The 25837-nt window shown below is 69.2% G+C and carries 26 protein-coding genes; 22 read left to right on the top strand and 4 right to left on the bottom strand.

All coding sequences use genetic code 11. From position 1 onward, the window contains the following. Positions 1–3: 3 nt before the first annotated feature. Positions 4–675: a response regulator gene (locus AC1Q7O_RS08460; RefSeq protein ID WP_394509494.1), complete on the bottom strand. Its 672-nt coding sequence runs from the start codon at positions 673–675 to the stop codon at positions 4–6. A 238-nt stretch (positions 676–913) separates the two neighbouring features. On the opposite strand from AC1Q7O_RS08460, the gene recA reads away from it, so the two are divergent. The 15 genes from recA to AC1Q7O_RS08385 all read left to right on the top strand — a co-directional run bounded on the left by recA (position 914) and on the right by AC1Q7O_RS08385 (position 16210). Continuing rightward, positions 914–1957, top strand: coding sequence for a recombinase RecA (recA, locus tag AC1Q7O_RS08455; protein WP_492660996.1), 1044 nt, complete (start codon positions 914–916; stop codon positions 1955–1957). A 24-nt stretch (positions 1958–1981) separates the two neighbouring features. Beyond that, on the top strand, positions 1982–2503 hold the full coding sequence (locus AC1Q7O_RS08450; protein ID WP_492660995.1) for a regulatory protein RecX: 522 nt from the start codon (positions 1982–1984) through the stop codon (positions 2501–2503). 176 nt (positions 2504–2679) lie between these two features. Next, positions 2680–3252 carry a DUF2889 domain-containing protein gene (locus AC1Q7O_RS08445; RefSeq protein ID WP_492660994.1) on the top strand — a complete coding sequence of 191 codons (573 nt, stop codon included), beginning with the start codon at positions 2680–2682 and terminating at the stop codon, positions 3250–3252. 25 nt (positions 3253–3277) lie between these two features. Continuing rightward, entirely contained in the window at positions 3278–4438 is a 1161-nt protein-coding gene (gene sucC, locus AC1Q7O_RS08440) for an ADP-forming succinate--CoA ligase subunit beta (RefSeq protein WP_492660993.1), read from the top strand. 18 nt (positions 4439–4456) lie between these two features. Beyond that, complete coding sequence (gene sucD, locus AC1Q7O_RS08435; RefSeq protein WP_394509500.1) at positions 4457–5350, top strand: succinate--CoA ligase subunit alpha; 894 nt, start codon at positions 4457–4459, stop codon at positions 5348–5350. 132 nt (positions 5351–5482) lie between these two features. Continuing rightward, the gene (locus AC1Q7O_RS08430; RefSeq protein ID WP_492660992.1) at positions 5483–6178 is read left to right on the top strand and encodes a TerC family protein; all 696 of its coding nucleotides are present in this window, start codon (positions 5483–5485) and stop codon (positions 6176–6178) included. Between the two features lie 10 nt (positions 6179–6188). Beyond that, entirely contained in the window at positions 6189–7316 is a 1128-nt protein-coding gene (locus tag AC1Q7O_RS08425; RefSeq protein WP_492660991.1) for a serine/threonine-protein kinase, read from the top strand. After that, positions 7313–8110 carry a Stp1/IreP family PP2C-type Ser/Thr phosphatase gene (locus tag AC1Q7O_RS08420; protein ID WP_492660990.1) on the top strand — a complete coding sequence of 266 codons (798 nt, stop codon included), beginning with the start codon at positions 7313–7315 and terminating at the stop codon, positions 8108–8110. Before AC1Q7O_RS08425 ends, AC1Q7O_RS08420 begins: the two co-directional genes overlap by 4 nt. Before the next feature lie 49 nt (positions 8111–8159). Beyond that, positions 8160–8819 carry an FHA domain-containing protein gene (locus tag AC1Q7O_RS08415; RefSeq protein WP_492660989.1) on the top strand — a complete coding sequence of 220 codons (660 nt, stop codon included), beginning with the start codon at positions 8160–8162 and terminating at the stop codon, positions 8817–8819. A 191-nt stretch (positions 8820–9010) separates the two neighbouring features. Further along, entirely contained in the window at positions 9011–9796 is a 786-nt protein-coding gene (locus AC1Q7O_RS08410) for a 3',5'-cyclic-nucleotide phosphodiesterase (protein ID WP_492660988.1), read from the top strand. Positions 9797–10038: 242 nt separating this feature from the next. Further along, complete coding sequence (locus AC1Q7O_RS08405; RefSeq protein ID WP_492660987.1) at positions 10039–10506, top strand: pilin; 468 nt, start codon at positions 10039–10041, stop codon at positions 10504–10506. An 85-nt stretch (positions 10507–10591) separates the two neighbouring features. Further along, positions 10592–12481, top strand: a complete 1890-nt coding sequence (locus AC1Q7O_RS08400; RefSeq protein ID WP_492660986.1) for a hypothetical protein — start codon at positions 10592–10594, stop codon at positions 12479–12481. Position 12482: 1 nt separating this feature from the next. Then, a complete protein-coding gene (locus AC1Q7O_RS08395) occupies positions 12483–12893 on the top strand; it encodes a GtrA family protein (protein ID WP_492660985.1) in 411 nt (136 codons plus the stop codon). Beyond that, on the top strand, positions 12890–14458 hold the full coding sequence (locus AC1Q7O_RS08390; RefSeq protein WP_492660984.1) for an NAD(P)/FAD-dependent oxidoreductase: 1569 nt from the start codon (positions 12890–12892) through the stop codon (positions 14456–14458). Before AC1Q7O_RS08395 ends, AC1Q7O_RS08390 begins: the two co-directional genes overlap by 4 nt. A gap of 30 nt (positions 14459–14488) precedes the next feature. Next, the gene (locus AC1Q7O_RS08385; protein ID WP_492660983.1) at positions 14489–16210 is read left to right on the top strand and encodes a PglL family O-oligosaccharyltransferase; all 1722 of its coding nucleotides are present in this window, start codon (positions 14489–14491) and stop codon (positions 16208–16210) included. Here AC1Q7O_RS08385 and moaC read toward each other — a convergent pair. Then, entirely contained in the window at positions 16199–16690 is a 492-nt protein-coding gene (gene moaC / locus AC1Q7O_RS08380) for a cyclic pyranopterin monophosphate synthase MoaC (protein WP_492660982.1), read from the bottom strand. The two genes, AC1Q7O_RS08385 and moaC, sit on opposite strands and share 12 nt — an antisense overlap. A 242-nt stretch (positions 16691–16932) precedes the next feature. Here moaC and AC1Q7O_RS08375 point away from each other — a divergent pair, with 242 nt between their 5' ends. Then, positions 16933–18528: a M48 family metalloprotease gene (locus tag AC1Q7O_RS08375; RefSeq protein WP_492660981.1), complete on the top strand. Its 1596-nt coding sequence runs from the start codon at positions 16933–16935 to the stop codon at positions 18526–18528. A gap of 17 nt (positions 18529–18545) precedes the next feature. On the opposite strand, the gene AC1Q7O_RS08370 is transcribed toward AC1Q7O_RS08375, so the two are convergent. Beyond that, positions 18546–19175, bottom strand: coding sequence for a glutathione S-transferase family protein (locus AC1Q7O_RS08370; RefSeq protein ID WP_492660980.1), 630 nt, complete (start codon positions 19173–19175; stop codon positions 18546–18548). A gap of 69 nt (positions 19176–19244) precedes the next feature. Here AC1Q7O_RS08370 and AC1Q7O_RS08365 point away from each other — a divergent pair, with 69 nt between their 5' ends. Next, complete coding sequence (locus AC1Q7O_RS08365) at positions 19245–19895, top strand: TetR/AcrR family transcriptional regulator (RefSeq protein WP_492660979.1); 651 nt, start codon at positions 19245–19247, stop codon at positions 19893–19895. Here AC1Q7O_RS08365 and AC1Q7O_RS08360 read toward each other — a convergent pair. Further along, positions 19867–20220 carry a phage holin family protein gene (locus tag AC1Q7O_RS08360; protein WP_492660978.1) on the bottom strand — a complete coding sequence of 118 codons (354 nt, stop codon included), beginning with the start codon at positions 20218–20220 and terminating at the stop codon, positions 19867–19869. The genes AC1Q7O_RS08365 and AC1Q7O_RS08360 overlap by 29 nt on opposite strands. 145 nt (positions 20221–20365) lie before the next feature. Between AC1Q7O_RS08360 and AC1Q7O_RS08355 the strand changes: the two genes are divergently transcribed. From AC1Q7O_RS08355 to AC1Q7O_RS08335, 5 genes are all read left to right on the top strand, one after another. Then, positions 20366–21118: an energy transducer TonB gene (locus tag AC1Q7O_RS08355; protein ID WP_492662685.1), complete on the top strand. Its 753-nt coding sequence runs from the start codon at positions 20366–20368 to the stop codon at positions 21116–21118. Between the two features lie 6 nt (positions 21119–21124). Beyond that, a complete protein-coding gene (locus AC1Q7O_RS08350; protein ID WP_492662367.1) occupies positions 21125–21883 on the top strand; it encodes a MotA/TolQ/ExbB proton channel family protein in 759 nt (252 codons plus the stop codon). A gap of 10 nt (positions 21884–21893) precedes the next feature. Further along, on the top strand, positions 21894–22310 hold the full coding sequence (locus tag AC1Q7O_RS08345; RefSeq protein WP_492662368.1) for an ExbD/TolR family protein: 417 nt from the start codon (positions 21894–21896) through the stop codon (positions 22308–22310). Between the two features lie 242 nt (positions 22311–22552). Next, complete coding sequence (locus tag AC1Q7O_RS08340; RefSeq protein ID WP_492662369.1) at positions 22553–24934, top strand: catecholate siderophore receptor Fiu; 2382 nt, start codon at positions 22553–22555, stop codon at positions 24932–24934. Positions 24935–24998: 64 nt separating this feature from the next. Continuing rightward, positions 24999–25679 carry a Fe2+-dependent dioxygenase gene (locus tag AC1Q7O_RS08335; RefSeq protein WP_492662370.1) on the top strand — a complete coding sequence of 227 codons (681 nt, stop codon included), beginning with the start codon at positions 24999–25001 and terminating at the stop codon, positions 25677–25679. Positions 25680–25837 lie beyond the last annotated feature (158 nt).

Here is a 25837-nt window from a genome sequence, read left to right as displayed (position 1 = left end):
CCATCACGAATTGATCTTTTCGAGGCAGTAACCGAGCCCGCGCACGGTGGCGATGCGGATCGGGCCCTGCTCGATCTTCTTGCGCAGCCGGTGGATGTAGACCTCGATCGCGTTGTTCGAGACCTCCTCACCCCACTCGCACAGCCGCTCGACGAGCTGGTCCTTGCTGACCAGCCGCCCGGCGCGCTGCAGCAGCACCTCCAGCAGCGACAGCTCGCGCGCCGACAGCTCCAGCATCTGGTCGTTGATGTAGGCCACGCGGCCGGTCGCGTCGAACGTCAGCGGCCCGTGCTTGATGACGCTGCTGGCCGTGCCCAGGCCGCGGCGCGTCAGCGCGCGCACGCGCGCCTCCAGCTCCTGCAGCGAGAACGGCTTGGCCATGTAGTCGTCCGCGCCCAGGTCCAGGCCCTTGACGCGCTGCTCCACGCTGTCGGCCGCCGTCAGGATCAGCACCGGCATCGTCGAGCCGCGCGCGCGCAGCTTGCGCAGCACCTCCAGCCCGTGCAGCCGCGGCAGGCCCAGGTCCAGGATGACGAGGTCGAACTCATGCGTGGCAAGCGCCGTGTCGGCCTCGGTGCCGCTGCTCACGCGGTCCACCGCATACCCCGACGCGCGCAGCGCGCGCAGCAGGCCGTCCGCCAGCACTTGGTCGTCTTCCGCAATGAGGATGCGCATGGTTGTCTGTCTCCTGCGCCCGATGTTACGGGCCGACGCCGGCTGCCCTCTGCGCTGGCGCAACTCCGCAAACTGGCTCACGCCATGAGCTACCCAGCCCGTAGCATCCGATTCACAGACCCGATACCGGCGCTTTCAAGTCCCCTCGCGGGGGCCAGCTGTCCTCAAACCGCCGGACAAAACTACTGTACAAACGTACAGATTGACCCATAATCCACGCATTCACCTGGAGATTCGAATGGACGCCCCCGTCAAAGCCCTGAACACCGAAAAAGCCAAGGCCCTGCAGGCCGCCCTCTCGCAGATCGAGAAGCAGTTCGGCAAGGGCTCCATCATGCGTCTCGGTGAAGGCGAGGTGCTGGAGGACATCCAGGTCGTCTCTACCGGCTCGCTGGGGCTGGACATCGCGCTGGGCGTCGGTGGCCTGCCGCGCGGCCGCGTCATCGAGATCTACGGCCCCGAGTCCTCCGGCAAGACGACGCTGACGCTGCAGGTCATCGCCGAGATGCAAAAGCTCTCTGGCACCTGCGCCTTCATCGACGCCGAGCACGCGCTGGACATCCAGTACGCGCAAAAGCTGGGCGTCAACCTGACCGACCTGCTGATCAGCCAGCCCGACACCGGCGAGCAGGCGCTGGAAATCGTCGACGCACTGGTGCGCTCCGGCTCCGTGGACCTCATCGTCATCGACTCGGTCGCCGCGCTGACGCCCCGCGCCGAAATCGAAGGCGAGATGGGCGACCAGCTCCCCGGCCTGCAGGCCCGCCTGATGAGCCAGGCGCTGCGCAAGCTGACCGCCACGATCAAGAAGACCAACTGCACGGTCATCTTCATCAACCAGATCCGCATGAAGATCGGCGTCATGTTCGGCTCGCCCGAAACCACCACCGGCGGCAATGCGCTGAAGTTCTACGCCTCCGTGCGCCTGGACATCCGTCGCATCGGTTCGATCAAGAAGGGCGAAGAGGTCATCGGCTCCGAGACCAAGGTCAAGGTCGTCAAGAACAAGGTCAGCCCGCCGTTCAAGACCGCCGAATTCGACATCCTCTACGGCGAAGGCATCAGCCGCGAGGGCGAGATCGTCGACATGGGTGTGGTGCACAAGATCGTCGACAAGTCCGGTGCCTGGTACGCCTACAACGGCGAGAAGATCGGTCAGGGCAAGGACAACTCGCGCGAGTTCCTGCGCGAGAACCCGGACATCGCGCGCGAGATCGAGAACAAGATCCGCACGGCCGTCGGCGTCGCGCCGCTGGGCGCCGATGCGCCCGACGCAGCCTAAACCGCCGCGCCACGCCACCGGAGCATGGCCAGCCGCGGGCCGCTGTCGCTGAAAGCACGCGCCATCGGCCTGCTGGCCCAGCGCGAGCACAGCCGCACCGAGTTGCGGCGCAAGCTGCTGCGCATCGAGCAGCAGCGCGCGCAGCAGACCGTGACGTCGGCCGACGCCGACGGCGCGGATCACGAGACGCCGACCGAAGACGATGACCCCGAAGCGCGTTCGGCCGCCATCGATGCATTGCTCGACAGCCTCGCTGCCGACGGCTACCTGGACGAAACCCGCTTTGTCGAATCGCGGCTGCACGTGCGTGCCGGCCGCTTCGGCACCCAGCGCATCCAGCAGGAACTGGCCCGGCATGGGCTGAAGCTGGACGCCGACCAGCAGACCACGCTGCGTGAAACCGAGCTGGAACGCGCCCGCGAGGTCTGGCACAAGCGTTTTGGCGCCGAACCGCCGCGCGACGCGACGGCGCAGGCGCGGCAGACACGTTTCCTGCTGACACGCGGGTTTGCCCCCGATCTGGTGCGCCGCTTGCTGCGCGCCTGAAGGCCGCTTGACGGCGCACGCGGAGGCATTTTTCCCCTCCGTGCTACATTGCCGGCTGCCGCCAGCACGGCGGTTCACCCGGTTACACGCCTTCAGCTCCTTGGCAAAGCGGCCCTGCGAGTCGCTCCACCCGCTGTCCCCGGCACCGGCCGGGATTGTTTCGCCCGTTCCGTTTCATGCCCCCCGTCCAACCCTCCGTCACGCGCCGCCAGCTACACCGCCGCGCCCTCGATGTGCAGGTGTTCGCGCGTGAAGACGGCCTGTTCGACGTCGAAGCAAGCCTCATCGACACCAAGTCGCATGACGTGCCGCTGGCCGGCGAGACGCGCCGCGCGGGCGACCCCATCCACGAGATGCACCTGCATCTGACCGTCGACGCGACGCTGGCCATCACGGCCGCCACGTCGGAGACCCGGTGGATGCCGTACGCCGGCGCCTGCAACGAGCACGGCGACGCCTACGCCCGCCTGGTCGGCCTGAACCTGATGAAAGGCTTCCGTCAGGCCGTCCAGGAACGATTGGGCGGCACGCGCGGCTGCACCCACCTGACCGAACTCTGCCAAGTGCTGCCCACGGCCGTCATCCAGGCCATGGCCGGCTCCGTCATCGACACCCGCGAGGGCGATGCCGACGGCAACCCGCCTTTCCAGCTCGACCGCTGCCACGCCCTTCGGCGCGACGGCGAGACCGTCGCCAAGTTCTACCCGCGCTGGCACCAGGCGCCAGAGACCGCGACCAACGTTTCCTGACTTCCCCGACCCGAGAGACCCAGCCATGAAAATCCACGAATACCAGGGCAAAGAAATCCTGCGCCAGTTCGGCGTGCCGGTGCCGCGCGGCATCCCCGCCTTCACCGTGCAGGAAGCCGTTGAAGCCGCCCAGAAGCTGGGTGGCCCGGTCTGGGTCGTGAAGGCCCAGATCCACGCCGGCGGCCGCGGCAAGGGCGGCGGCGTCAAGGTCGCCAAGACCATCGACGACGTCAAGGAAAAGGCCGAAGGCATCCTGGGCATGCAGCTCAAGACGCACCAGACCGGCCCCGAAGGCCAGAAGGTCCGCCGCCTCTACATCGAAGACGGCGCCGACATCAAGAACGAGCTGTACGTCTCGCTGGTCACCGACCGCGGCACGCAGAAGGTCGCCTTCATCGCATCGAGCGAAGGCGGCATGGACATCGAAGAGGTGGCCCACAGCACGCCCGAGAAGATCATCACCGAGCTGATCGACCCGCTGACCGGCCTGACCGAAGCGCAGTCGCGCAAGATCGCCGGCGCCATCGGCCTGACCGGCGGCTCGGTCGACCAGGCTGTCGACATCTTCGCCAAGCTCTACAAGTGCTACATGGACACGGACGCGTCGCTGGTTGAAATCAACCCGCTGAACTGCGACTCCAAGGGCAACCTGATGGCGCTGGACGCGAAGTTCAACTTCGACGCCAACGCGTTGTTCCGCCACCCCGAGATCGTCGCCTACCGCGACCTGGACGAAGAAGATCCGGCCGAAGTCGAAGCTTCCAAGTTCGACCTCGCCTACATCTCGCTGGACGGCAACATCGGCTGCCTGGTGAACGGCGCCGGCCTGGCCATGGCCACGATGGACACCATCAAGCTGTTCGGCGGCGAGCCGGCCAACTTCCTGGACGTCGGCGGCGGCGCCACGGCCGAGAAGGTGACCGAGGCGTTCAAGATCATGCTCAAGAACAAGAGCGTGAAGGGCATCCTCGTGAACATCTTCGGCGGCATCATGAAGTGCGACACCATCGCCGAGGGCGTCATCACCGCCTGCAAGGCCGTGAACCTGTCCGTGCCACTGGTCGTGCGCATGAAGGGCACCAACGAAGAACTGGGCAAGAAGATGCTGGCCGAATCGGGCCTGCCCATCATTGCCGCCGACACGATGGCCGAAGCGGCCACCAAGATCGTTGCGGCCGTTGCCTAAAGCCCAGGAGTAAGAGAAATGTCGATCTACATCAACAAAGACACCAAGGTCATCACCCAGGGCATCACCGGCAAGACCGGCCAGTTCCACACGCTGGGTTGCCAGGCCTATGCCAACGGCAAGAACGCCTTCGTTGCGGGCGTGAACCCGAAGAAGGCCGGCGAGAAGTTCTCCGAGATCCCCATCTACGCGACCGTCAAGGAAGCCGCCGGCCAGACCGGCGCGACCGTCTCGGTCATCTACGTGCCGCCCGCGGGCGCTGCGGCCGCCATCTGGGAAGCCGTCGAGGCCGACCTGGACCTGGCGATCTGCATCACGGAGGGCATCCCCGTCCGCGACATGCTGGAAGTGCGCAACAAGATGAAGGCCAAGGAAGCCGCCGGCGGCAAGCGCACGCTGCTGCTGGGCCCCAACTGCCCCGGCCTGATCACGCCGGAAGAAATCAAGATCGGCATCATGCCGGGCCACATCCACAAGAAGGGCCGCATCGGCGTCGTGTCGCGCTCCGGCACGCTGACCTATGAAGCCGTGGCGCAGCTGACCGAGCTGGGCATCGGCCAGTCGTCCGCCGTCGGCATCGGTGGCGACCCGATCAACGGCCTGAAGCACATCGACGTGATGAAGGCCTTCAACGACGACCCGGACACCGACGCCGTCATCATGATCGGCGAGATCGGCGGCCCGGACGAGGCGGAAGCCGCCCGCTGGTGCAAGGCCAACATGAAGAAGCCCATCGTCGGCTTCATCGCCGGCGTCACCGCCCCTCCGGGCAAGCGCATGGGCCACGCCGGCGCGCTGATCTCCGGCGGCGCCGACACGGCCGACGCCAAGCTCGCCATCATGGAAGAGTGCGGCTTCACGATCACGCGCAACCCGTCCGAGATGGGCAAGCTGCTGAAGGCGCTGCTGTAAACCTGCCTTGAGCATCGACGAGGGCCGTTCATCGAACGGCCCTTTTTCATTCCGCCCCTCGCCTGCGTAGTTTCCGCAGACACAGCGCGCCTGCGCGCGCCGAAACTCCCGCATCCCCTGCCTCGCCACGCCATGGACCTGCTCAACGCCGCCTTCCTAATCGCCCTGCTGAAGATCATCTGGGTCAATATCCTGCTGTCCGGCGACAACGCCGTCGTCATCGCGCTGGCTTCGCGCAACCTGGCCGCCGACCAGCAGAAGCGCGCCATCTTCTTCGGCAGCGGCGCAGCCATCGTGCTGCGCGTCGTGCTGACGCTGTTCGCGGTGCAGCTGCTGCAGCTGCCGTGGCTCAAGCTCATCGGCGCCGTGCTGCTGCTGTGGATCGGCGTGCAGTTGCTGGCCGATGGGGGTGACGACGCCGACGTGCATGCCAGCAGCAGCATCTGGGTGGCCATCCGCACCATCCTGATCGCCGACCTCGTCATGAGCCTGGACAACGTCATCGCCGTCGCGGCCGCAGCCAACAGCGCGCCGGAGAACGCCCGCGTGCTGCTGCTCATCATCGGCCTGGGCCTGTCGATCCCGCTCATCATCTTCGGCAGCACGCTGCTGCTGAAGCTGATGGAGCGCTTCCCGGTCATCATCACGCTGGGCGCGGCGCTGCTGGGCTTCGTGGCCGGCGAGATGGCCACGAACGATGCGGCCGTGCACGACTGGTTCGAAGCCCACATGCACGGCCTGGACTACACCGTCAGCATCGGCTGTGCGGTGGCCGTGGTGGCCACTGGCATGTGGCTGGCCCGGCGCGGCAAGGCCGAAGCCCCCTAAGATCGGCCGCATGGCAAGCGGCGGCAAACCCGGTTTCTGGCAACGCCTCGTCGGACGCGTGGCGGACACGCCGCCCAGCGAGCTCTCCACGCTGCCCCTCGCGCAGCAGACCGAGGCGCCGGGCGCCTCGCCCGCGCAGGCCAGGCCCACGCCGGCACCGCCCGACCTGCATGACTTCGAGCTGGGCGCCGAGATCGGTCGCGGCGCCATGGCCATCGTCTACAAGGCCACCCAGCGCTCCACCGGACGGCAGGTGGCCGTGAAGCGGCTGGCCCTCTCGCGCGAGTTCTCGGCCGAAGACCTGGCTGACGTGCGCGAGCGCTTCATGCGCGAGGCCCGCGCCGCCCGCGCGCTGGAGCACCCCGACATCCTGCAAGTCGTCGACGCCGGCCAGGACGGCCGCGACGCGTGGATCGCGCTGGAGTACGTGCTGGGCCGCGACCTCAGCCTGTTCACCCGCCCCGGCCAGCTGCTACCGGTGCGCGAGGTCGTTCAGCTCGGCGCGCGGCTGGCGCGGGCGCTGGACTATGCGCACAGCCGCGGCGTTATCCACCGTGACATCAAGCCGGCCAACGTCATGCTGGACCGCGTCAACGGCAGCCTCAAGCTGATGGACTTCGGCATCGCGCGCGTCGGCGACGGCAGCCGCACCCGCACGGGCCTGGTGTTGGGCACGCCGTCCTTCATGTCGCCCGAGCAGTTGGCCGGCCTGACGGTGGACGGCCGCAGCGACCTGTATTCGCTGGGTGTGCTGCTGTACCAGCTGCTGGCCGGCGCGCTGCCGCACCAGAGCGACTCCATGGCACGGCTGATGCAGCAGATCGCCATCGAGCCGGCGCCGGACGTGAGGATTCACCGCCCCGAGCTGCCCGAATCACTGGCGCTGGTGCTGGCCGTCGCGCTGGAGAAGCGCCCCGAACTGCGCTATCCCTCTGGAGAACAGATGGCGCGGGACCTGGACGCCGTGCTCATCATGGACCTGCAGACCGAGCCCGCAGCGCCGCAGGCCGAATCCGTCAAGTCCCAGGAAGCAGCCTTCGCACAAACACTGCGCTTGACGCCGGAGGAAGCAGGGCAGAATCGCCGCTCCCCCGCCCACGCCGGCGAGCCCCAAGACCCCTCCTCCCGAGCCTCATGATCCTGGAGTTCTTCAGCGCCACCGACGTGGGCCGCGCGCGCGACAACAACGAAGACTCGGTCGCCCTCGACGAGGCAGCCGGCCTGGCCGTGCTGGCCGATGGCATGGGCGGCTACAACGCCGGTGAAGTGGCCAGCCAGATGCTGACCGGTTTCGTCAGCTCCGAACTGGGCCGCTGGCTCAAAGACGCCGGCCGCGAGGCGCGCGCCGGCGAGGTCAAGCGGGCGATGGACATCTGCGTGGACAACGCCAACCGCGCCATCTTCAACGCCGCCAACACCAACCCCAAGTACGCCGGCATGGGCACGACGCTGGTGCTGGGCGTGTTCCGCCCCGAGGGCCTGCTGCTGGGCCACGTCGGCGACTCGCGCGGCTACCGCCTGCGGGCGGGTCGCCTCCAGCAGATCACGCGCGACCACTCGCTGCTGCAGGAGCAGATCGACGCCGGCCTGCTGACCGTGGAGGAGGCCGCCTTCTCCAGCAACAAGAACCTCGTCACGCGTGCTGTCGGCGTGGAAGACACCGTGCTGATGGAGCTGCACCTGCACGAGGTCCAGGCCGGCGATACCTACCTTTTTTGCTCCGACGGGCTGTCCGACATGCTCGACGATGACAGCATCGCCAACCTGCTCAACGGCAATCCCACGTTGCCCGAGGCTGCACAGGCGCTGATCAACGCGGCCAATGAGAGCGGCGGCCGCGATAACATCGCCCTGATCCTGGCCCGCGCAGAGGGCCGTCAAAGAACCGAAGGCCGGGGCTGGTGGCCCTTCGGAAGACGTGGCGGCAACTGACATCCTCGCCTGAGAGTCACGGCACGAACAACAGAACTTGAGGTCATTCATGGGCAAACTGGTGGTTTCGCTCGACGGCGTCGTGATCAAGGAGGTGCAGATCACCAAGGACAAGACGACGCTCGGTCGCCGTCCCTACAACGACATCGTCATCGACAACCTGGCCGTGTCGGGTGAGCACGCCGTCCTGCAGATGGTGGGCAACGACGTTTTCATCGAAGACCTCAACTCCACCAACGGCACGTACATCAACGGCAAGGCCATCAAGAAGCAGCTGCTCGCTGACAACGATACGGTCGAGATCGGCAAGTACAAGATCAAGTTCCTGCTCAATGACGGCGGGGACTACGAAAAGACCATGATCCTCAAGCCCGGTGCGACGCCGCCGGGCCTGGCGGGTGGGCTGGGCTCCTCGTTCGGCGGCCTGGGCGGCAGCGTGGCGGCCATCGGCCCCGCCTCCATCAAGGTGCTGACGGGTGCGGCCGCCGGCCGCGAGGTGGCGCTGACCAAGGTCGTCACGACGCTGGGCAAGCCCGGCGTGCAGGTGGCCTCCATCACCAAACGCCCCACCGGCTACGTGTTCGCCCACGTCGAAGGCGCGCAGCGCCCCAGCGTCAACGGCATCCCGCTGACGGGCGAATCGATTGCACTGCGCAGCGGCGACCTGATCGAGCTGGCCGGCACGCAGATGCAGTTCATCCAAGGCTGACACGCCCTCGAAAGGGGCACTTCCAGCCGCCCGGCAGCGCCGGACCGGCGGGAGTCGCCGGCGTGTGATTTCCTCACGGCCGGGATGCCCCCAACTCGGTATTCCGACCGTTCGCCCCCCGGGGCGGGTGCGTACATTCTTGGCTCCACCTCGCCAGGCGCGAGGCCCCCGATCCCGAGCCAACGCATCGCATGAACATCCGCGTCCTGGGCTGCTCCGGCGCCATCGCCGCCGGCTACAAGACCACCGCCTTCCTGCTGGACGACGATGTCCTCATCGACGCCGGCACCGGCGTGGGCGACCTGCCGCTGGATGCCCTGGCCGCCATCGACCACATCCTGCTGACGCACTCCCACCTGGACCATGTGCTGGGCATCCCGCTGCTAGCCGACGCCGTGCTGCGCCTGCGCGCGGCCGCCGGCCGCCCGCCCATCCAGGTGCACGCGCTGCCGCAGACGCTGGCGGCGCTGCAGCAGCACATCTTCAATGGCGCCATCTGGCCCGACTTCACACGCCTGCCCAGCCGCGAGGCGCCGGTGCTGAGCCTGCACCCCTTCCAGGTCGGCGACCGGCTGGACCTGGGCGGCCGCGCCATCGAGGTGCTGTCGGCCGCACACACGGTGCCGGCGGTGGGTTTCGCCGTCGACGGCGGCGCGGCCGGCGGCCATGCGCACTGGGTCTTCACCGGTGACACCGGGCCCAACCCGGCGCTGTGGCAGCGGCTGGCGCAGCTGCGCCTGTCCCACCTGGTCATCGAGACGGCCTTCAGCGACGACGAGATCGAGCTGGCCCACGTCAGCCAGCACCTGTGCCCGACCGAGCTCGGCCGGGAGCTGGCGCAGCTCGCCGGCAGCGTGGACGTGCGCATCACGCACATCAAGCCCGGCGAGATGGATGCCGTCATGGCCGGCGTGCAGGCCCTCACCAGCCCGCACCGCATCAGCGCGCTGCAGGCGGGGCAGGAGATGGTTCTGTAACTGGACGTTAGCGGTGAAACACGAACGGCGCCTCGGCGCCGTTTTTGCTGTCTGACGTTTCTTGCCCGCCGGCCGTCAAGCGACAAAACGCGTCACCTGGAAGTGACGATTTTTGTCAGAAGCGGGCCCGCAAGGCCTTCGGACGTGTGCTTTTGCACGGATCACCCCCCACAAAAAGCTGGCACGCCCCCTGCATTCATGGGATCTGCCCACCTCCCAACCACTCTCGCTGGAGAACAGACATGCAACTGAAAGCTCGCACCCAAGCCCAGAAGGGCTTCACCCTGATCGAACTGATGATCGTCGTGGCCATCATCGGCATCCTGGCCGCAGTGGCACTGCCGCAGTACCGCACGTACACGACGCGCGCCAAGGCGGCAAACGCCCTGACGGTCGCTGACTCGCTGAAGTCCGCCGTTGCCCTGTGCATTCAGGAAAAGGGCGGTGACAAGACTGGCTGCGACGCTGGCACCAACGGCATCATGGCGACTGGCGACTTCAAGGGCACGAAGGAAGTCAAGTCGCTGGACTCCGTCACCAACGGAAAAATCACGATCACTCTGAACAATATCGGCGCGGGCACCGAGAACGAGAAGATCGTTTTCGACGTGGACCAAATCGTCGGCAACGCCGTTATCTGGAAGACGACTACCAGCATCACCGACACGGTGATCAAGGAATCGCTGGAGAAGAACAACGTCAGCAGCTAAGCATGACGTTTCAAGGTGCCGCCCCGGCGGCACTGACCAAGACAAGGGGCTTCGGCCCCTTTCTTTTCGTCTACCTTCCCTGCGAATGCCCCTCAAGCACCGTCTCACCACCCTGGCCGCGCTGATCGCCATCGCGGCCTGGATGCTGCTGGCCCATCCCTACCAGGGGCTACGGCATGACGGCATCTTGTACTTCGGGCAGGCGCTGCTGAACTCGCGCGTGCCGGGCCTCGCCCAGGACGTCTTCTTCGCCGGCGGCTCGCAGGATCGCTACTCGATCTATTCGCACCTGACGGTGCCGCTCTACGCGCACCTGGGCCAGATGGGCACCCATGTCGCCGTGCTGCTGGTCGGCTGGGCGCTCATGCTGGGCGCGATGCTGGCGCTGCTGCGCCGCTTCGAGCCGACCGGGCCGTTGCCGCTGTGGGGACTGCTGGCCTTTGCCGTCATGTCGCCAACCTACGGCGGCACCTGGGTGTTCAGCTATGGCGAGCCCTTCGTCACGGCACGCAGCTTTGCGGAGCCCGCACTGCTGTGGAGCCTCGTGGCTCTGCTGGCGGGCAAGTGGCGCGCCGTGGTGGGCTTGCAGCTGCTGGCGGCGCTGTTCCATCCGCTGATGGCGCTGCCCGTCATGGCCATCAGCTGGTGCCACCTCGCCGAGGCCGACCGTCGCTGGTGGTGGCTGCTGGCCGGCATTCCCGTGGCGCTGCTCGCGGGCTTCGCGGGCATTCCCCCGTGGATTGGCCTGCTCAAGGTCTACGACCCGTACTGGTGGGCGCTCGTGGAGACGGGCAACCGCCAGGTCCTGCTCGCCAACTGGACGCTGCAGGACCACCTCACCGTCGTGCTGGACCTGGCCGTGCTGCTCGCGGCCACCCGGCTGCGTCCGGCAGACGCCGGCACCCGTCTGATCTACGCCGTGGTGTTGATCACGGTCGCCTTCATCGGCCTGACGGCGCTCTGCGTCGACGGCCTGCACATCGTCCTGCTCACGCAACTGCAGCTGTGGCGAGCGCACTGGGTGGCGCATCTGCTCGCCATGGCGCTGGCGCCGTGGCTGCTCGCCCGCCTCTGGCAGCACGGCGGGCTGTGGCCGGTCAGCGCCTGCGCGCTGGCACTGGCGCTGCTGAACGCCCACATCGGCACAGACCATGGCGTTGCAACACTGTCCCTGTGGGCGCTCGCCTCCCTCGTGGCCTGGCGTGTGCGCAGTGCCTCCCGCACCACCGTGCATCTAGCGTGCGGCTGCATCGCCTTGTGTGCGCTGGGCCTGTCGGCGCAGCAGCTCGACGGTCAGCTGCGACAGCTGAGCTGGCAATCGCCATCGACGCTGTGGGGCGACGGCCTCTTCAAGCTCGCAGCTTTTCCGGCTGTCGCGGCGGCGGCATTCGCCGCGCTGCTGCAGGTCGCCGGCCGGGGAACGGCGGGTGCCGTCGTCGCCAGCGGCGTGAGCGTGGTGCTTTTGTGTGCCACCTTCCTGCATTGGGACCAACGCCAGGACCTGGCGCATGCCGTCGAATCACCGCCGACCGCCGGACAGCCCTTCGCGGCTTATATACCCCCCGACGCCACCGTGTACTGGCCCGACCAGCTGCTGCCCGTGTGGGGGCTGCTGGAGCGCAGCAGCCACTACGCGCCACAACAGGGCGCCGGCGTGCTTTTCAACCGCGATACCGGACTGATGTTCGGCCCGCGCAAGGCCAGCTACCGGTTGATCAACGAGGATCGCGGACGATGCCGAACCGGGGCAGCGCTGAGCCGCAGCCAGCCCAACTGGCTGCGCTGCGACATGCCCAGCACCGACCGACTGATGACGTTGTGCGCCGAGTTCGACGCGCCGGATTTCCTGATCCTGCGCGGCCCGCTCACCGGCAAGGTGCCGCTTGCCACCTGGCAACCGCCCCCGCACCGCGAGCCGCCGCAGACCTTCCACCTCTACGCCTGCACCCAACTCAAACCCGCCGAGGCCCCCTGACATGCCGCAGCACCTGCGCGAGTTCCTGCTGTATTTCGCCGCCAGCGCCGCCGCGCTGGCGCTGGACACGGCCACGTTCAGCCTCGGCCTGCGGCTGGGCCTGCCACTGGCCGTGGCGGCGGGCCTGGGCTTCTGCCTGGGGCTGGTGCTGGTCTACACGCTCAGCACCCGCCATGTGTTCGCGCAGCACCGCCTGGCCGACCGCCGGGGTGAGTTCGCGCTGTTCGCGCTCATCGGCGTCGCTGGCCTGCTGCTGACCGAGGCGCTGCTGTGGCTGCTGGTGCAGCGGCTGGGCATGGCGCCGCTGGCCGCCAAGCTGACCACCGCCTGCGGCGTGTTCCTCTTCAACTTCGCGCTGCGCAAGAGCCTGCTGTTCACCGCACGCCGCGCCGCGCTCCGCCCGCAAGCATGACCTCGCCCACCACCCTCATCATCGGCGCCGGCCCCGCCGGGCTGACCGCCGGCCTGGAGCTGCTGCGCGCCGGCTACCCGCAGGTCACCATCCTGGAAGCCACCGACGCCATCGGCGGCATCTCCAAGACCGTCAACTACAAGGGCAACCGCATCGACATCGGCGGTCACCGCTTCTTCTCCAAGTCCGACTGGGTCATGGACTGGTGGCGCGACGTGCTGCCCGTCGCCAAGCCCGCGCACGGTGGCGACACCCAGCTCGCCTACCAGGGCCAGCAGCGCCTGCTCGGCAGCCACGAGGTCACCGCCAGCGAGGCCGACGACGACGTGCTGCTGGTGCGCAGCCGGCAGTCGCGCATCTTCTTCGGCGGGCAGTTCTTCGACTACCCGCTCAAGCCCGGCATGGACCTGGTGCGCAAGATGGGCCCGCTGCGCTGCCTGCAGTTCGCCGGCAGCTACATGGCCGCCGCGGCGCGCCCCATCGCGCCCGAGCGCACGCTGGAAGACTTCTTCATCAACCGCTTCGGCCGCCAGCTCTATCTGCAGTTCTTCAAGAGCTACACGGAGAAGGTCTGGGGCGTTCCCTGCCGCGACATCAGCGCCGACTGGGGCGCGCAGCGCATCAAGAGCCTGTCCATCGGCAGCGCGGCGAAGCAGGCGCTGAAGAAGATCGTCACCGGCCAGACCGACACCCAGCACACCTCGCTGATCGAGAGCTTCCTCTACCCCAAGTACGGCCCCGGCCAGATGTGGGAGACGGCCGCCGCCGAGTTCGAGCGCCGCGGCGGGCGGCTGCTGCGCGGGCTGGCGGTGGACGAGATCCACCGCCGCGAGAACAAGGTCGAGCGCGTCGTCGCACGCGATGCGCAAGGCCAGCGCCAAAGCTTCGACGCCAGCGCCGTCGTGTCCACCATGCCCATCCGCGAGCTGGCCCAGGCACTGCGCCCGGCGCCCGATGCGCCCGCGCTGGCCGTCGCCTCCGGTCTGCAATACCGCGACTTCATCACCGTGGGCCTGCTCTACCGGCGCATGTCGCCCAAGGTGTCCGGCAAGGCCCGCTGCGTGACGGACAACTGGATCTACATCCAGGAGCCCGGCGTCAAGGTCGGCCGCGTGCAGGTGTTCAACAACTGGAGCCCCTACATGGTGGCCGACCCGGACACCGTCTGGCTGGGGCTGGAGTTCTTCGCCCGCGACGACGATGAGTTGTGGGCCCTCAACGACGAGCAGCTCAAGGCGCTGGCCGTGCGCGAGATGCAGCAGCTGGGCATGGCCGACGAGGCGGAGCTGCTGGACGCCACCGTGCTGCGCCAGCCCAAGGCCTACCCGGGCTACTTCGGCGCGGCGTTCGAGCGCTTCGACGAACTGCGCGGCTGGCTGGACGGCCTGGACAACCTGTTCCTGTGCGGCCGCAACGGCATGCACCGCTACAACAACCAAGACCACTCCATGCTGTCCGCGCGGCTGGCCGCGCAGGCCATCATGGCCGGCGGTGCCGGGCGCGACGCCATCTGGGCCGTCAACATCGACGACGACTACCACGAGGACACGGCGGGCAAGTCCTGAACCGCGGGGGGCGTGCCATCATGCGCGCCCATGTCCACCCAGACCCCTGCTTCCGCCGACGCGGCGACGTTCGGCCTCGTCATCGCCGCCGCCCTGCCGCCGCTGCTGGCCTTCAACCAGACGCCCGCCGCCACGCTCTACAACCAGCTGCTCGCGCTGGCCGGCTGGGGTCTGGCCTTGCTGCTGTGGTCGCGCGCCGCGCCGGGCTGGCGCGCCGCATTGACCAGCCCCGCGACGCTGGCGCTGGCGCTGCTGTTCATCGCGCCGCTGACGTCCGTGCTGTGGCGCTCGCTGCCGCTGTCGCTGGGCCTGGGCGCGGCGGCCGTCATCGGCGCCGGCCTGGCCGTGCTGCTGCTGGCCCAGGGCCTGTCCGGCACCGCGCGCCGGCTCGCCGCTGAGGGGCTGTGCTGGGGCCTGCTCATCACCGGGCTGCTCAGCGTGGCCATCAGCCTGGTGCAGGTGTTCGCACCTGACCTGGCCGACGGCACCGTCATCGCGCGCTCCGGCGTCGTCGGCAGCGCGGTCAGCAACCTGCGCCAGCCCAACCACCTGGCCAGCCTGATGATGTGGGCCGCCGTCGCCGCCGTCTTCGTCACCGAGAGGCGCGGCTGGCGTTGGCTGCTGACGCCGCTGCTGTTCGCCTGCGTGTTCACCGTCGTGCTGAGCGCATCGCGCACCGGCTACATCGGCATCGCGATGCTGGCGCTGTGGGGCGCGCTGGACCGCCAGCTGTCGCGCACCGCGCGCTGGAACCTCGCCGGCACGCTGCTGATGCTGGGCGTGAGCTGGTGGCTGATGGCCCTCTGGTCCGCCGAAAGCGGCCACGCCTTCCGTGGCGCGGCGCGCATGGCCGAAGGCGCAGGCTCGCCGTCGCGCCTGGCCATCCTGCGCGACGCGTGGGCGCTGACGCTGGCCCACCCGTGGCTGGGCGTGGGCTGGGGCGAGTTCAACTTCGCATGGAGCCTGACGCCCTTCCCGAACCGGCCCATCGCCTTCTTCGACCACACGCACAACATCGCCTCGCAGCTGGCCGTCGAGCTGGGCCTGCCGTGGGCGGGCGCGGTGCTGGCGCTGCTCGCCTGGGCACTGGTCCAGGCCTGGCGCGGCGCGGCGCGCAGCAGCGGCGAGGACGCCCGGCTGCGCCGCGCGGCGCTGATGATCGTGCTGACCATCGGCCTGCACAGCCTGCTGGAGTACCCGCTGTGGTACGCCTACTTCCTGCTGCCCGCCTGCTTCGCGCTGGGGCTGACGCTGCCGGCCCGCGACGGCGATGGCGAGGCCGACACCGCGCGGCCGGCATCGCCGCTGCCGCTGGGCCTGGTCGGCGTGCTGCTGATCGCCGGCAGCGCCTTCGCCGTGATGGACTACCAGCGCGTCGTCGCCATCTACGCGCCCAGCGAGGACGCCGTGCCGCTGGGCAAGCGCATCGCCAGCGGCCAGCGCTCGCTGTTCTTCGCCCACCAGGCCGACTACGCGGCCGCCACCAGCCAGCCGCCGGGCCCGGCCGCGCTGGCCGCCGCGCAGCGCACCGGCTTCAGTCTCATCGACGCGCGGCTGCTGATGTACTGGTCGCGCTCGCTGGAGGCGACAGGCGATATCGAGGGCGCGCGCTACCTGGCTGACCGGCTGCGCGAGTTCCGCAACCCGACGGGCGACAGCTGGTTCGCCAGCTGTGCGGAGCCGGCCTCGGGGCCGGTCATGGTGCAGTGCCAGCCGGCATCCGGCATCATCGACTGGCGGTCACTCCGCTGAATCCAGGGCGTGCCAGTCGCCCGACTTGCCGCCCTGCTTCTCCAGCACCCGCACGCTGGCGATGACCATGCCGCGGTCGGCGGCCTTGCACATGTCGTAGACGGTCAGCAGGCCCACCTGCACGGCGCAAAGCGCCTCCATCTCCACGCCCGTGCGGCCCAGCGTCTCCACCTGCGCGCGGCACAGCACGCGGCTGCCGACCTCGTCCAGTTCGAAGTCCACCTTGACGCGCGTGATGGGCAGCGGGTGGCACAGCGGCACCAGGTCGCTGCAGCGCTTGGCGCCCTGGATGGCCGCAATGCGCGCCACGCCCAGCACGTCGCCCTTCTTCGCGGTGCCGCTGGCGATCAGCGCGAAGGTCTCGGGCCGCATGCGGATCTCGCCGGCCGCCACGGCCACGCGGTGCGTCTCGGCCTTGGCGGACACGTCCACCATGTGGGCCTGGCCCTGCGCGTCGAAATGGGTCAGCGGGGAAGTCATGTCAGTGGTCCAGTCATGTGGGGCCGAGCGCCGGGCCGCCCCAAGCCGGCCCGCCAGGGCGATGCTTGGCGGTCAATCCGCCAAGCATCGCCGTCCCCTCGGGGGACCGACCAGGCTTGCCGCGTCCAGCGGCGCAAGCCTGGGCGAGGGGCTTCATCTTCACGAAACATTGGGTCGGCGGGTTGCAGGCATCATAGACAGCCGCCCGGGCCTGAGCCGCCGGCGGCCGGAGCCCCTGCCAGATGACCACCTCGTTCGCCACCCGCCCCCTGCTGACGCTGATCGCCGCCGCCATGCTGGCCCTGCCCGGCACGCCGCTGAATGCGCAGGTCAACCTGCCGGCGCTCGGCGACTCGGTGTCGCAGGACCTGGACGTCAGCGCCGAGCGCCAGCTGGGCGAGCGCTACATGCGCCAGATCCGACTGGACCCGGCCGTCGTGCAGGACCCGCTGCTGCAGGAATACATGGCCACCATCTTCGAGCCGCTGATCGCCGGCTCGCGCAAGCTGGGCCACATCGGCGAGGACATCCAGACGCGCTTCGCATGGGAGAGCTTCCTCGTCGAGGACAAGAGCGTCAACGCGTTCGCGCTGCCGGGCGGCTACATCGGCACCCACCTGGGGCTGATCGCGATGACCGTGTCGCGCGACGAGCTGGCCTCGGTGCTGGCGCACGAGATCTCGCACGTGACGCAGCGCCACATCGCGCGCCGCATCGCCGGCGATTCCAAGAACAGCATGATCGCCATCGCCGGCCTGCTGCTGGGCGTGCTGGCCGCCACGCGCGGCAACATCGACCTGGCCAACGCCGGCATCGTGGGCGGCCAGGCGGCGGCGACGCAGCTGTCGCTGAACTTTTCGCGCGACATGGAGCGCGAGGCCGACCGCGTGGGCTTCAACGTGCTGGTGGAGGCCGGCTTTGCGGGCAGCGGCATGGTCAGCATGTTCGAACGCATGGAGCAGGCCTACCACCTGATGGACAACGGCGCCTTCCCCTACCTGCGCTCGCACCCGCTGACCAGCGAGCGCATCGGCGACGCCCGCACGCGGCTGGCGCTGGAGCCCTTCGCGCGCCCGCGCGGCCTGGCCGAGCATGCGCTGATGGCCGCCCGCGCCCGCGCGCTGATGGACCCGCGCGTGGACGCCTGGAAGGTGCTGGAGAACTACGACGCCGGCGCCCGCAACATCCGCGAGAGCGGCGGCTACGAGCAGCTGGGCGCGCGCTATGCGGCGGCGCTGTCGTCCATCAAGCTGCGCAACTTCGACCGCGCCGAGGCCACCTTGCGCAGCGCCGAGGTGACGTTGCAGCTCATCAACCCCAGCCCTGCCGAGACTGTCGCCGCACGCCGGCAGCTGACTTATCTGCGCGCCGAACTGGCCCAGGCCCGCGGCCGCGCGATGGAGGGCACGGCCGCGCTGGACACGCTGGCCGGCGAGAAGTCGCGCCCGATGCTGATGCAGCGCGTGGGCCTGGCGCTGGTGGCCGATGCCGGCGCACCCGCGCTGCGGGACGCGGCCGATGCGCTGCAGACACACGTGAGCCTGCAGCCGCGCGACTCGTTCGCGTGGGCGCAGCTGGCGCTGGTCTGGCAGAAGCTGGGCCAGCCGCTGCGCGCCGTGCGCGCCCAGGCCGAGGTCTACGCCGCCGCCGGCGACCTGAACGGCGCCATCGACCGCATGAGCTCGGGCCTGCGCCAGTCGCGCCGGCCGGATGCCGACCAGGTGGAGGCCTCGGTCATCGAGGCCCGTCTGCGCGCGCTGACCTACGAGCGCCAATCCATGCTGGGCGAGATGTTCCCCGGCCGCTACATCCCGCCGGACGCGCGCCTGCCGGACTGACCGGCCGACGGCGCGATTCAGGCGGCGCGCAGGCGCTGCTCTTCCTGGAACAGCACGTATTCCTCGCGCGTGGCACGCGCCACGGCGTCACGCGCCTGGAGGCGCCGATGGAACGCGCGCACGGCCGGCCAGGGCGTGAGGTCCACGCCGGCGAACGGCGCCCAGTTCAGCACGACGGCCAGGTAGATGTCGGCGATGCCGTAGCCGCCCTCCAGGTGCTCGCGCGTCTGCAGGTGGGCCTGCAGCACGTCCAGCCGCAGCGCGGCCTTGTCCATCGCGTAGGCCTTCACGTCGGCCGGTGCGCGCGGGTCCAGCAGCGGCACGAACACGGCCTTGTGCAGCTCGGTGGCGATGAAGCCCAGCCATTGCCGCACGCGGGCGCGCGCGTCGGCATCCTCGGGCAGCAGGCCGGCGGCCGGGAAGGCCTCGGCCAGATATTGCAGCACCGCCGCGTTCTCGGTCAGCAGCCAGCCGCCGGGCGTGCGCAGCGCCGGCACCTGGCCCATGGGGTTGATCTGCCGGTAGTCGCGGCCGTCGGTCGTGCGCTTGGCCTTGTCGACCTGCGTGAACAGCGCCTGGGCATCCGCCTCGTACAGCGCGATGCGGCTGGCCAGCGAGCAGGCCATCGGGGAGAAGAACAGTTCCATCACGGGCTCCAGCAGTGTTTTTGTACTGTATTGAATAGAATTCACTGTCGTCAATGAATTTCATGCGCCGTGGTACAAAAATCTGAAGGCGAGCATCAGCCAGCACCGCGCCCGCGCGGCCGCCCGCGCAGCTTCGACACCGAGGCCACGCTGGCCCAGGCCACGTTGACGTTCTGGCAGCGCGGCTATGCGGCCACGTCGCTGGACGACCTCAGCGCCGCCACGGGGCTGAACCGCCCCAGCCTGTACGGCGCATTCGGCGACAAGCACGCGCTGTACCTGCAGGCACTGCGGCTCTACACCGAGCAATCCAATGCGGCGATCGCGCACGCGCTGGCCGGGCGCCCGCTGCGCGACGGGCTGCTGCGCGTGTACGAGCTGGCGCTGCAGCTCTATTGCCCGGCCGACGCCGCGGCGCGCGGCTGCCTGCTGATCGGCACGGCCGCCACCGAGGCGCCGCGCGATGAAGCCATCCGCGAGGCGCTGGACGAGGCGCTGCGCGGCTTCACGGCGGCGTTCGAGGCCCGGCTGCTGCGGGCCGCGGACGAGGGCGAATTGCCCGCCGGCTCTGATGCCGCGCTGCTCGCACAGCTGGCCTCGGCCGTGCTGCATTCGATGGCGCTGCGCGCCCGTGCGGGCGAGGCGCGCGAGGCGCTGGCCGCGTTTGCGGCAGCCAGCATCGAGATGCTGCTCAGTCGCCCGGGAACAGGCGCTCGATGAGCACGTCGATGACCATGCCGCACAGGCTGTAGATCAGCGAGCCGATCAGCGCGGCACCGAAGCCGGTCACGGCCAGGCCCTCCAGCACGGAGGCCGCGGCCCAGAACATCAGCGCGTTGATGATGAAGAGGAACAGGCCCAGCGTCAGCACCGTCACCGGCAGCGTCAGCAGCACCAGCACGGGCCGCACGACGGTGTTCAGCAGCCCCAGCACCAGCGCCGCGATGAGCGCCGAGGTGAAGCTCGTCACGACGACGCCAGGGTAGAGGTGCGCCACCAACAGCAGCGCGCCGGCCAGCAGCAGCCAACGGGTGAGTGTCTTCATGGCTGGCGAGCATACAAGCGCTCGTGGCCCGCATCCCAACAGCAATAGGAATCATTCTCATTCAATGTTAGGATTCCTGTCTGTCGCGTAAAGCGCCCGCCGGGTGCTCGCTGCGCAAGCCCGTTTTCACCACCCGTTGTCAGGCGTGACCTCAGCCACCCCCGTCCTCGTCGAACCCGCACCGGCCGCCCCGGCCCGGGTGCTGCCGCAGCTCCCGCCGCCGCCCGCGCGTGGCGACGAGCTGGGCCCGCTGGGCCGACGCGTGCTGGTGGGCGGCGTCGTCGTGGCCCACCTGGTGGGCGGCTGGGCGCTGCTACAGGTGAGCGCCGTCCGCGAGGCCGTCGCCCAGGTGGTGCCGGTGCTGATGGTGGACCTGGTGGCGCCGGCCGAGCCGCCGCCTCCTCCGCCCCCACCCCCGCCGCCGGCCCCCGTGCAGCGCGTGGCGCCAGCGCCCGCGCCGGTCATCGCGGCCGCCCCCACGCCCACGGCGGCGCCGCCCGCCTTCGTCGCGCCGCCGCCCGAACCGGCACCGCCGCCGGTGGTGGCCGTCGCACCCGCGCCGCCGGCCCCGCCCGCTGCCCAGCCGGCGCCACCGGCACCCGCGCCCGGGCCGCGCCAGGTGGCGGCCAGCGCCGTGCGCTTCACCAAGCTGCCGGTCACGACCTTCCCGGCACTGTCCCGTCGCAACGGCGAGCAGGGCATCGTCGTGCTGCGCCTGCTCATCGACGCGGCCGGCCTGCTCAAGGACGTCCGGCTGCACAAGTCCTCGGGCTTCGAGCGGCTGGACCAGGCGGCGCTGATGGACATCCGCACCGCCCGCTTCGCGCCCTACGTGGAGGACGGCAAGGCCGTCGACATCCAGGTCATCGTCCCGATCGACTACTCCCTCACCCGCTAAGACTCTATGGACGCCACCGCCATCGCTGCCGCCGCACCCGCCCCGGGGTTCGGCCACTTCATCGCCCAGTCCGACGCCGTCGGCAAGTTCCTGCTCGGTGCCCTGGTGCTGATGTCGGTCATCTCGTGGGGCCTGATCATCGCCAAGGGCGTGTCGCAATACCTGCGCAGCAAGCGCTCGGCGACCTTCCTGGACTTCTTCTGGAACGCCCGCAGCCTGGACGCCGTGCAGGCCGAGCTCAACACGCACGGCGCGCACGACCCGTTCTCGCACCTCAGCGCCCACGCGCTGCACGCGCAGGCCCACCACGCCCGCCACGGCGCGGCCAAGCTGAGCGAGGCCGGCACGGCGACCGACTTCATCACGCGCACCATCAAGAAGGTGCTGGACGAGGAGACGACGCGACTGGAGTCCGGCCTGACGACGCTGGCCACCGTGGGCGCCACGGCCCCGTTCGTGGGCCTGTTCGGCACCGTCTGGGGCGTGTACCACGCGCTGCTGGCCATCGGCATGAGCGGCGCCGGCACGCTTGACAAGGTGGCCGGCCCGGTGGGCGAGGCGCTCATCATGACCGGCATCGGCCTGGGCGTGGCCATCCCGGCCGTCATCGCCTACAACGCGTTCACGCGCACCAACCGCGTGCTGTCGGCGCGCCTGGACGCGTTCGCCTACGAGCTGCACAGCTTCCTGACGCTGGGCGAGGCCCCGGGTGCCGCCGCGCAGACGGCCAACGTGCGGCCGCTCAAGCCCGCCGCGGCGCACTGAGAGGCGCGCCATGGCCTTCGCCTCCTTTGACAGCAAGCGCTCCAACGCGCCGGTGGCCGAGATCAACATGGTGCCGCTGATCGACGTCATGCTGGTACTGCTGGTGATCTTCATCGTCACGGCGCCGCTGCTGACGCACGCGGTCAAGCTGGACCTGCCCAAGGTCAGCTCGCAGGTCAACGCGGTCAAGCCCGACAAGATCGAGTTCGCCATCGACGCCCAGGGCCAGCGCTTCTGGAACGGCGAACCCGTCACGCGCGAGCAGGCGCAGCAGCGCTTCGCCGTGGAAGGCAAGAAGCCGGTGCAGCCCGAAGTGCACCTGCGCGCCGACCAGGACGCCGCCTACCGCACCGTCGCGCAGACGCTGGCCGACGCGTCCAAGGCCGGCCTGAGCAAGGTCGGCTTCGTCAGCGAACCCGAGCGCTGACCTGCCGGGGCCGCCGCGCCCCGGCCACCGCGTCGCCACGGCGCGACAGAAGCCATGCCGGTGTCAACTGCTTTGACACAGGTTAATAGGAATCATTATCATTCGCGTTTTTGCGGTGAGCCCTGGCTCGCCGCGCCCAGCCAGCCAGACGTGATCGGGCCGCGGCCAGCGAACTCCGATCGCCGGCCACCGTGAAACGGCCAGCCAGCCAATCCAAGCAGTCGACCCATTCGGAGCCCTCCATGATCAAGAGCCGCAAGCACGCCCTTGCCCCCCACGCGCTGGCCGCCCTGGCCGCCAGCCTGAGCCTGCCGCTGGCCGCGCAGACCACCGCCGCCCCGGCCGCCGACACCGCCAGGAAGGAAGAGCAGACGCTGCCCACCGTGAAGGTGCAGGCCGCGCGTGACGTGCCGTTCAAGGCCGATGTCAGCGCCTCGTCCAAGATCACGCAGCCGCTGCTGGAGACGCCCAAGACCGTGCAGGTCGTGAAGAAGGAAACGCTGCAGGAGCAGGGCGCCGTGTCGCTGGTGCAGGCGCTGCAGAACACCCCCGGCATCACGATGCAGCTGGGCGAGAACGGCAACACCTCGGCCGGCGACGCCTTCCAGATGCGCGGCTTCTCGCTGCAGACGTCCACCTTCGTCGACGGCATCCGCGACCTGGGCGCCGTCACGCGCGATGTGTTCAACCTGGAGCAGATCGAGATCGTCAAGGGCCCGGCCGGTGCCGACACGGGCCGCGGCGCCAGCGCCGGCTACATCAACCTGATCAGCAAGCTGCCGCAGCTGGACAACCTCACCGACGCCACCGTCACGCTGGGCGACGCCAGCCGCAAGCGCGGCACGGTCGACACCAACTACCGCCTGGGCGAGACCGCCGCCGTGCGCCTGAACGTGATGGCGCAGGACAACGGCGTGCCGGGCCGCGACGTCGTGCAGAACAAGGGCTGGGCCATCGCCCCGTCCATCGCCTTCGGCCTGGGCACGCCCACGCGCTTCTTCCTGTTCTCGCAGCACGCGCGCCAGGACAACACGCCCGACGGCGGCGTGTCCACGGTCGGCTTCCCCGGCTTTGGCCAGACCAACACCAACGCCACCGTGCAGGCCGCGCTGCTGGCCGCGCCGCGCACCAAGCTGAGCAACTTCTACGGCAGCGCCGGCGACTATGAAAAGGTCGACGCCGACATGGTGACGGCCAAGCTGGAGATGGACCTGGGCAGCAACACCGTCGTGCGCAACACGTCGCGCTACGGCCGCACCCACATGGACCGCGTGCTGACCGGCATCAACGGCATCACCGCCTCCACCACCAGCGGCACCACCGTCACCGTGCTGCCGCTGGAGCAGTGGACCATCGCCCGCTCGCGCCAGCTCGTGGACCAGACCAACGAGATCCTGGCCAACCAGACCAGCCTGAACACCAGCTTCACCACCGCCGGCATCAAGCACGACCTGGCGGCCGGCATGGAGCTGATGATCGAGCGCCAGCTGACGCGCGGCTCGACGACCGGCAGCACCGCCACCACCACCGTGGTGCTGAACGGCCAGACCGTCGCCGCCATCGCCAACCCCGCGGCCAACCTCTACAGCCCCAACACGGGCGACGTGCTGGGCAAGCCGCTGCTGACCGGCGCCGACACCGAGGGCAAGACCTCCACGCAGGCCCTCTACGCGTTCGACACCATCACGCTGAACGACGACTGGAAGCTCAACGCCGGCCTGCGCGTGGAGCACTACAACACCACCACCAACAGCGGCACGCTGGTGACGGGCGGCACGGGTGGCAACCTGGCCACCTACCAGCCGCGCGGCTACGGTGTCGGCGCCATCGTGCCGACCAACCTGTCCGCGTCCGACTGGCTGACCAGCTGGAACCTCGGCGCCGTCTACAAGGTCGCGCCCAACGGCACGCTGTACGGCGCGGTCGCCAACTCGGTGACGCCGCCCGGCAGCGCCAACTTCACGCTGTCCACCACCGGCCAGCAGGCCAGCGCCGCCGACCCGCAGGAGACCACCAGCTACGAGCTGGGCACCAAGTGGGAGCTGCTGGACAAGCGCCTGAACGTGTCGGCAGCGCTGTACCGCGCAGAGAACGACAAGCAGGTCACGCAGGACCCCGTCACGCTGCAGAACGTGCAGGGCGGCAAGACCCGCGTGGAAGGCATCGAGCTGTCCGCCGTCGGCCAGATCACCAACTTCTGGCAGATCACCGCCGGCCTGCAGACGATGAAGACCAAGCAGCTGAACCAGCAGAGCTTCACCGTCACCAACGGCACGACGACGACCACCGTCACCAACGGCGTGCGCTGGTCGCCCGAGTTCTCGGCCACGCTGTGGACGTCCTACCAGTGGAACGACCTGACCGTCGGCGGCGGCGTGCGCCACACCGGCGAGCAAAAGCGCGTCATCACCGACGTCGCCACGCTGCAGAACACGCCCAACCTGCCGGCGTTCACGGTGGTAGACCTGATGGCCGCCTACCGCGTCTCCAAGACGGTCAACCTGCAGCTCAACGTGACCAACCTGGCCGACAAGGTCTACATGTCGTCGCTGAACAATGGCGGCTCGCGCCTGTTCATCGGTGCGCCGCGCTCGGTGACGCTGACCGGCCGCTTCTCGTTCTGATGACGACCACCCGCTAGCCACTGACCCACCGCCCGCGGCCCTGCTGCGGGCGGCCCACGCCACCATGCTGCTTCATATCCCCGCCGTACTCAGCCAGGACGATGTGCGCGAGATGCGCCGGGGGCTGGACGCCGCCGACTGGACCGACGGCCGCGAGACCGTCGGCGCCCAGGGTGCGCAGGTCAAGCGCAACCGCCAGCTGCCGATGGACTCGTCCATCGGCCGCCAGATCGGCGACCACATCCGCCAGGTGCTGGCTCGCCACCCGCTGTTCATCTCCGCCGCGCTGCCGCTGCGCACGCTCAGCCCCCTGTTCAACCGCTACGAGGACGGCGGCCACTACGGCCTGCACGTGGACGGCGCCGTCATGCGCCAGGCCGGCACCGACCAGCCGCTGCGCAGCGACGTCTCCACGACGCTGTTCCTCAGCGAACCCGACGAGTACGACGGCGGCGAGCTCATCGTCGTCGACACCTACGGCGAGCACGAGGTCAAGCTGCCGGCCGGCGACATGATCGTGTACGCCAGCAGCAGCCTGCACCGCGTCGAGCCCGTCACGCGCGGCGCACGCGTGTGCTCCTTCTTCTGGACGCAGAGCATGGTGCGCGACGACGCGCGCCGCACCATGCTGTTCGAGCTGGACCAGGCCATCCAGCGCCTGCGCGCCCGCCTCGGCGACGACGCCGACACCCAGGCGCTGACCCACCACTATCACAACCTGCTGCGGCAGTGGGCAGAGACATGAGGCCCCTCGTCCATGCCCGCGCCGCTGAACGCGGGCGCCCCTGGCCGGTCCCCCGCGGGGACGCACTTGCCAGCGGCATCCAGCCGCCAGCAAGCGCCAGCGGGCCGGCTTGGGGCGGCCCGGCGCTCGGCCCAGGCATCTGCTGGCCCCTCCACCCT

The organism is Roseateles sp. GW823-FHT07B05, assembly GCF_058794515.1.
The sequence above is the reverse complement of the archived record's forward strand: the minus strand, read 5'-3'. Positions and strand labels throughout refer to the sequence as shown.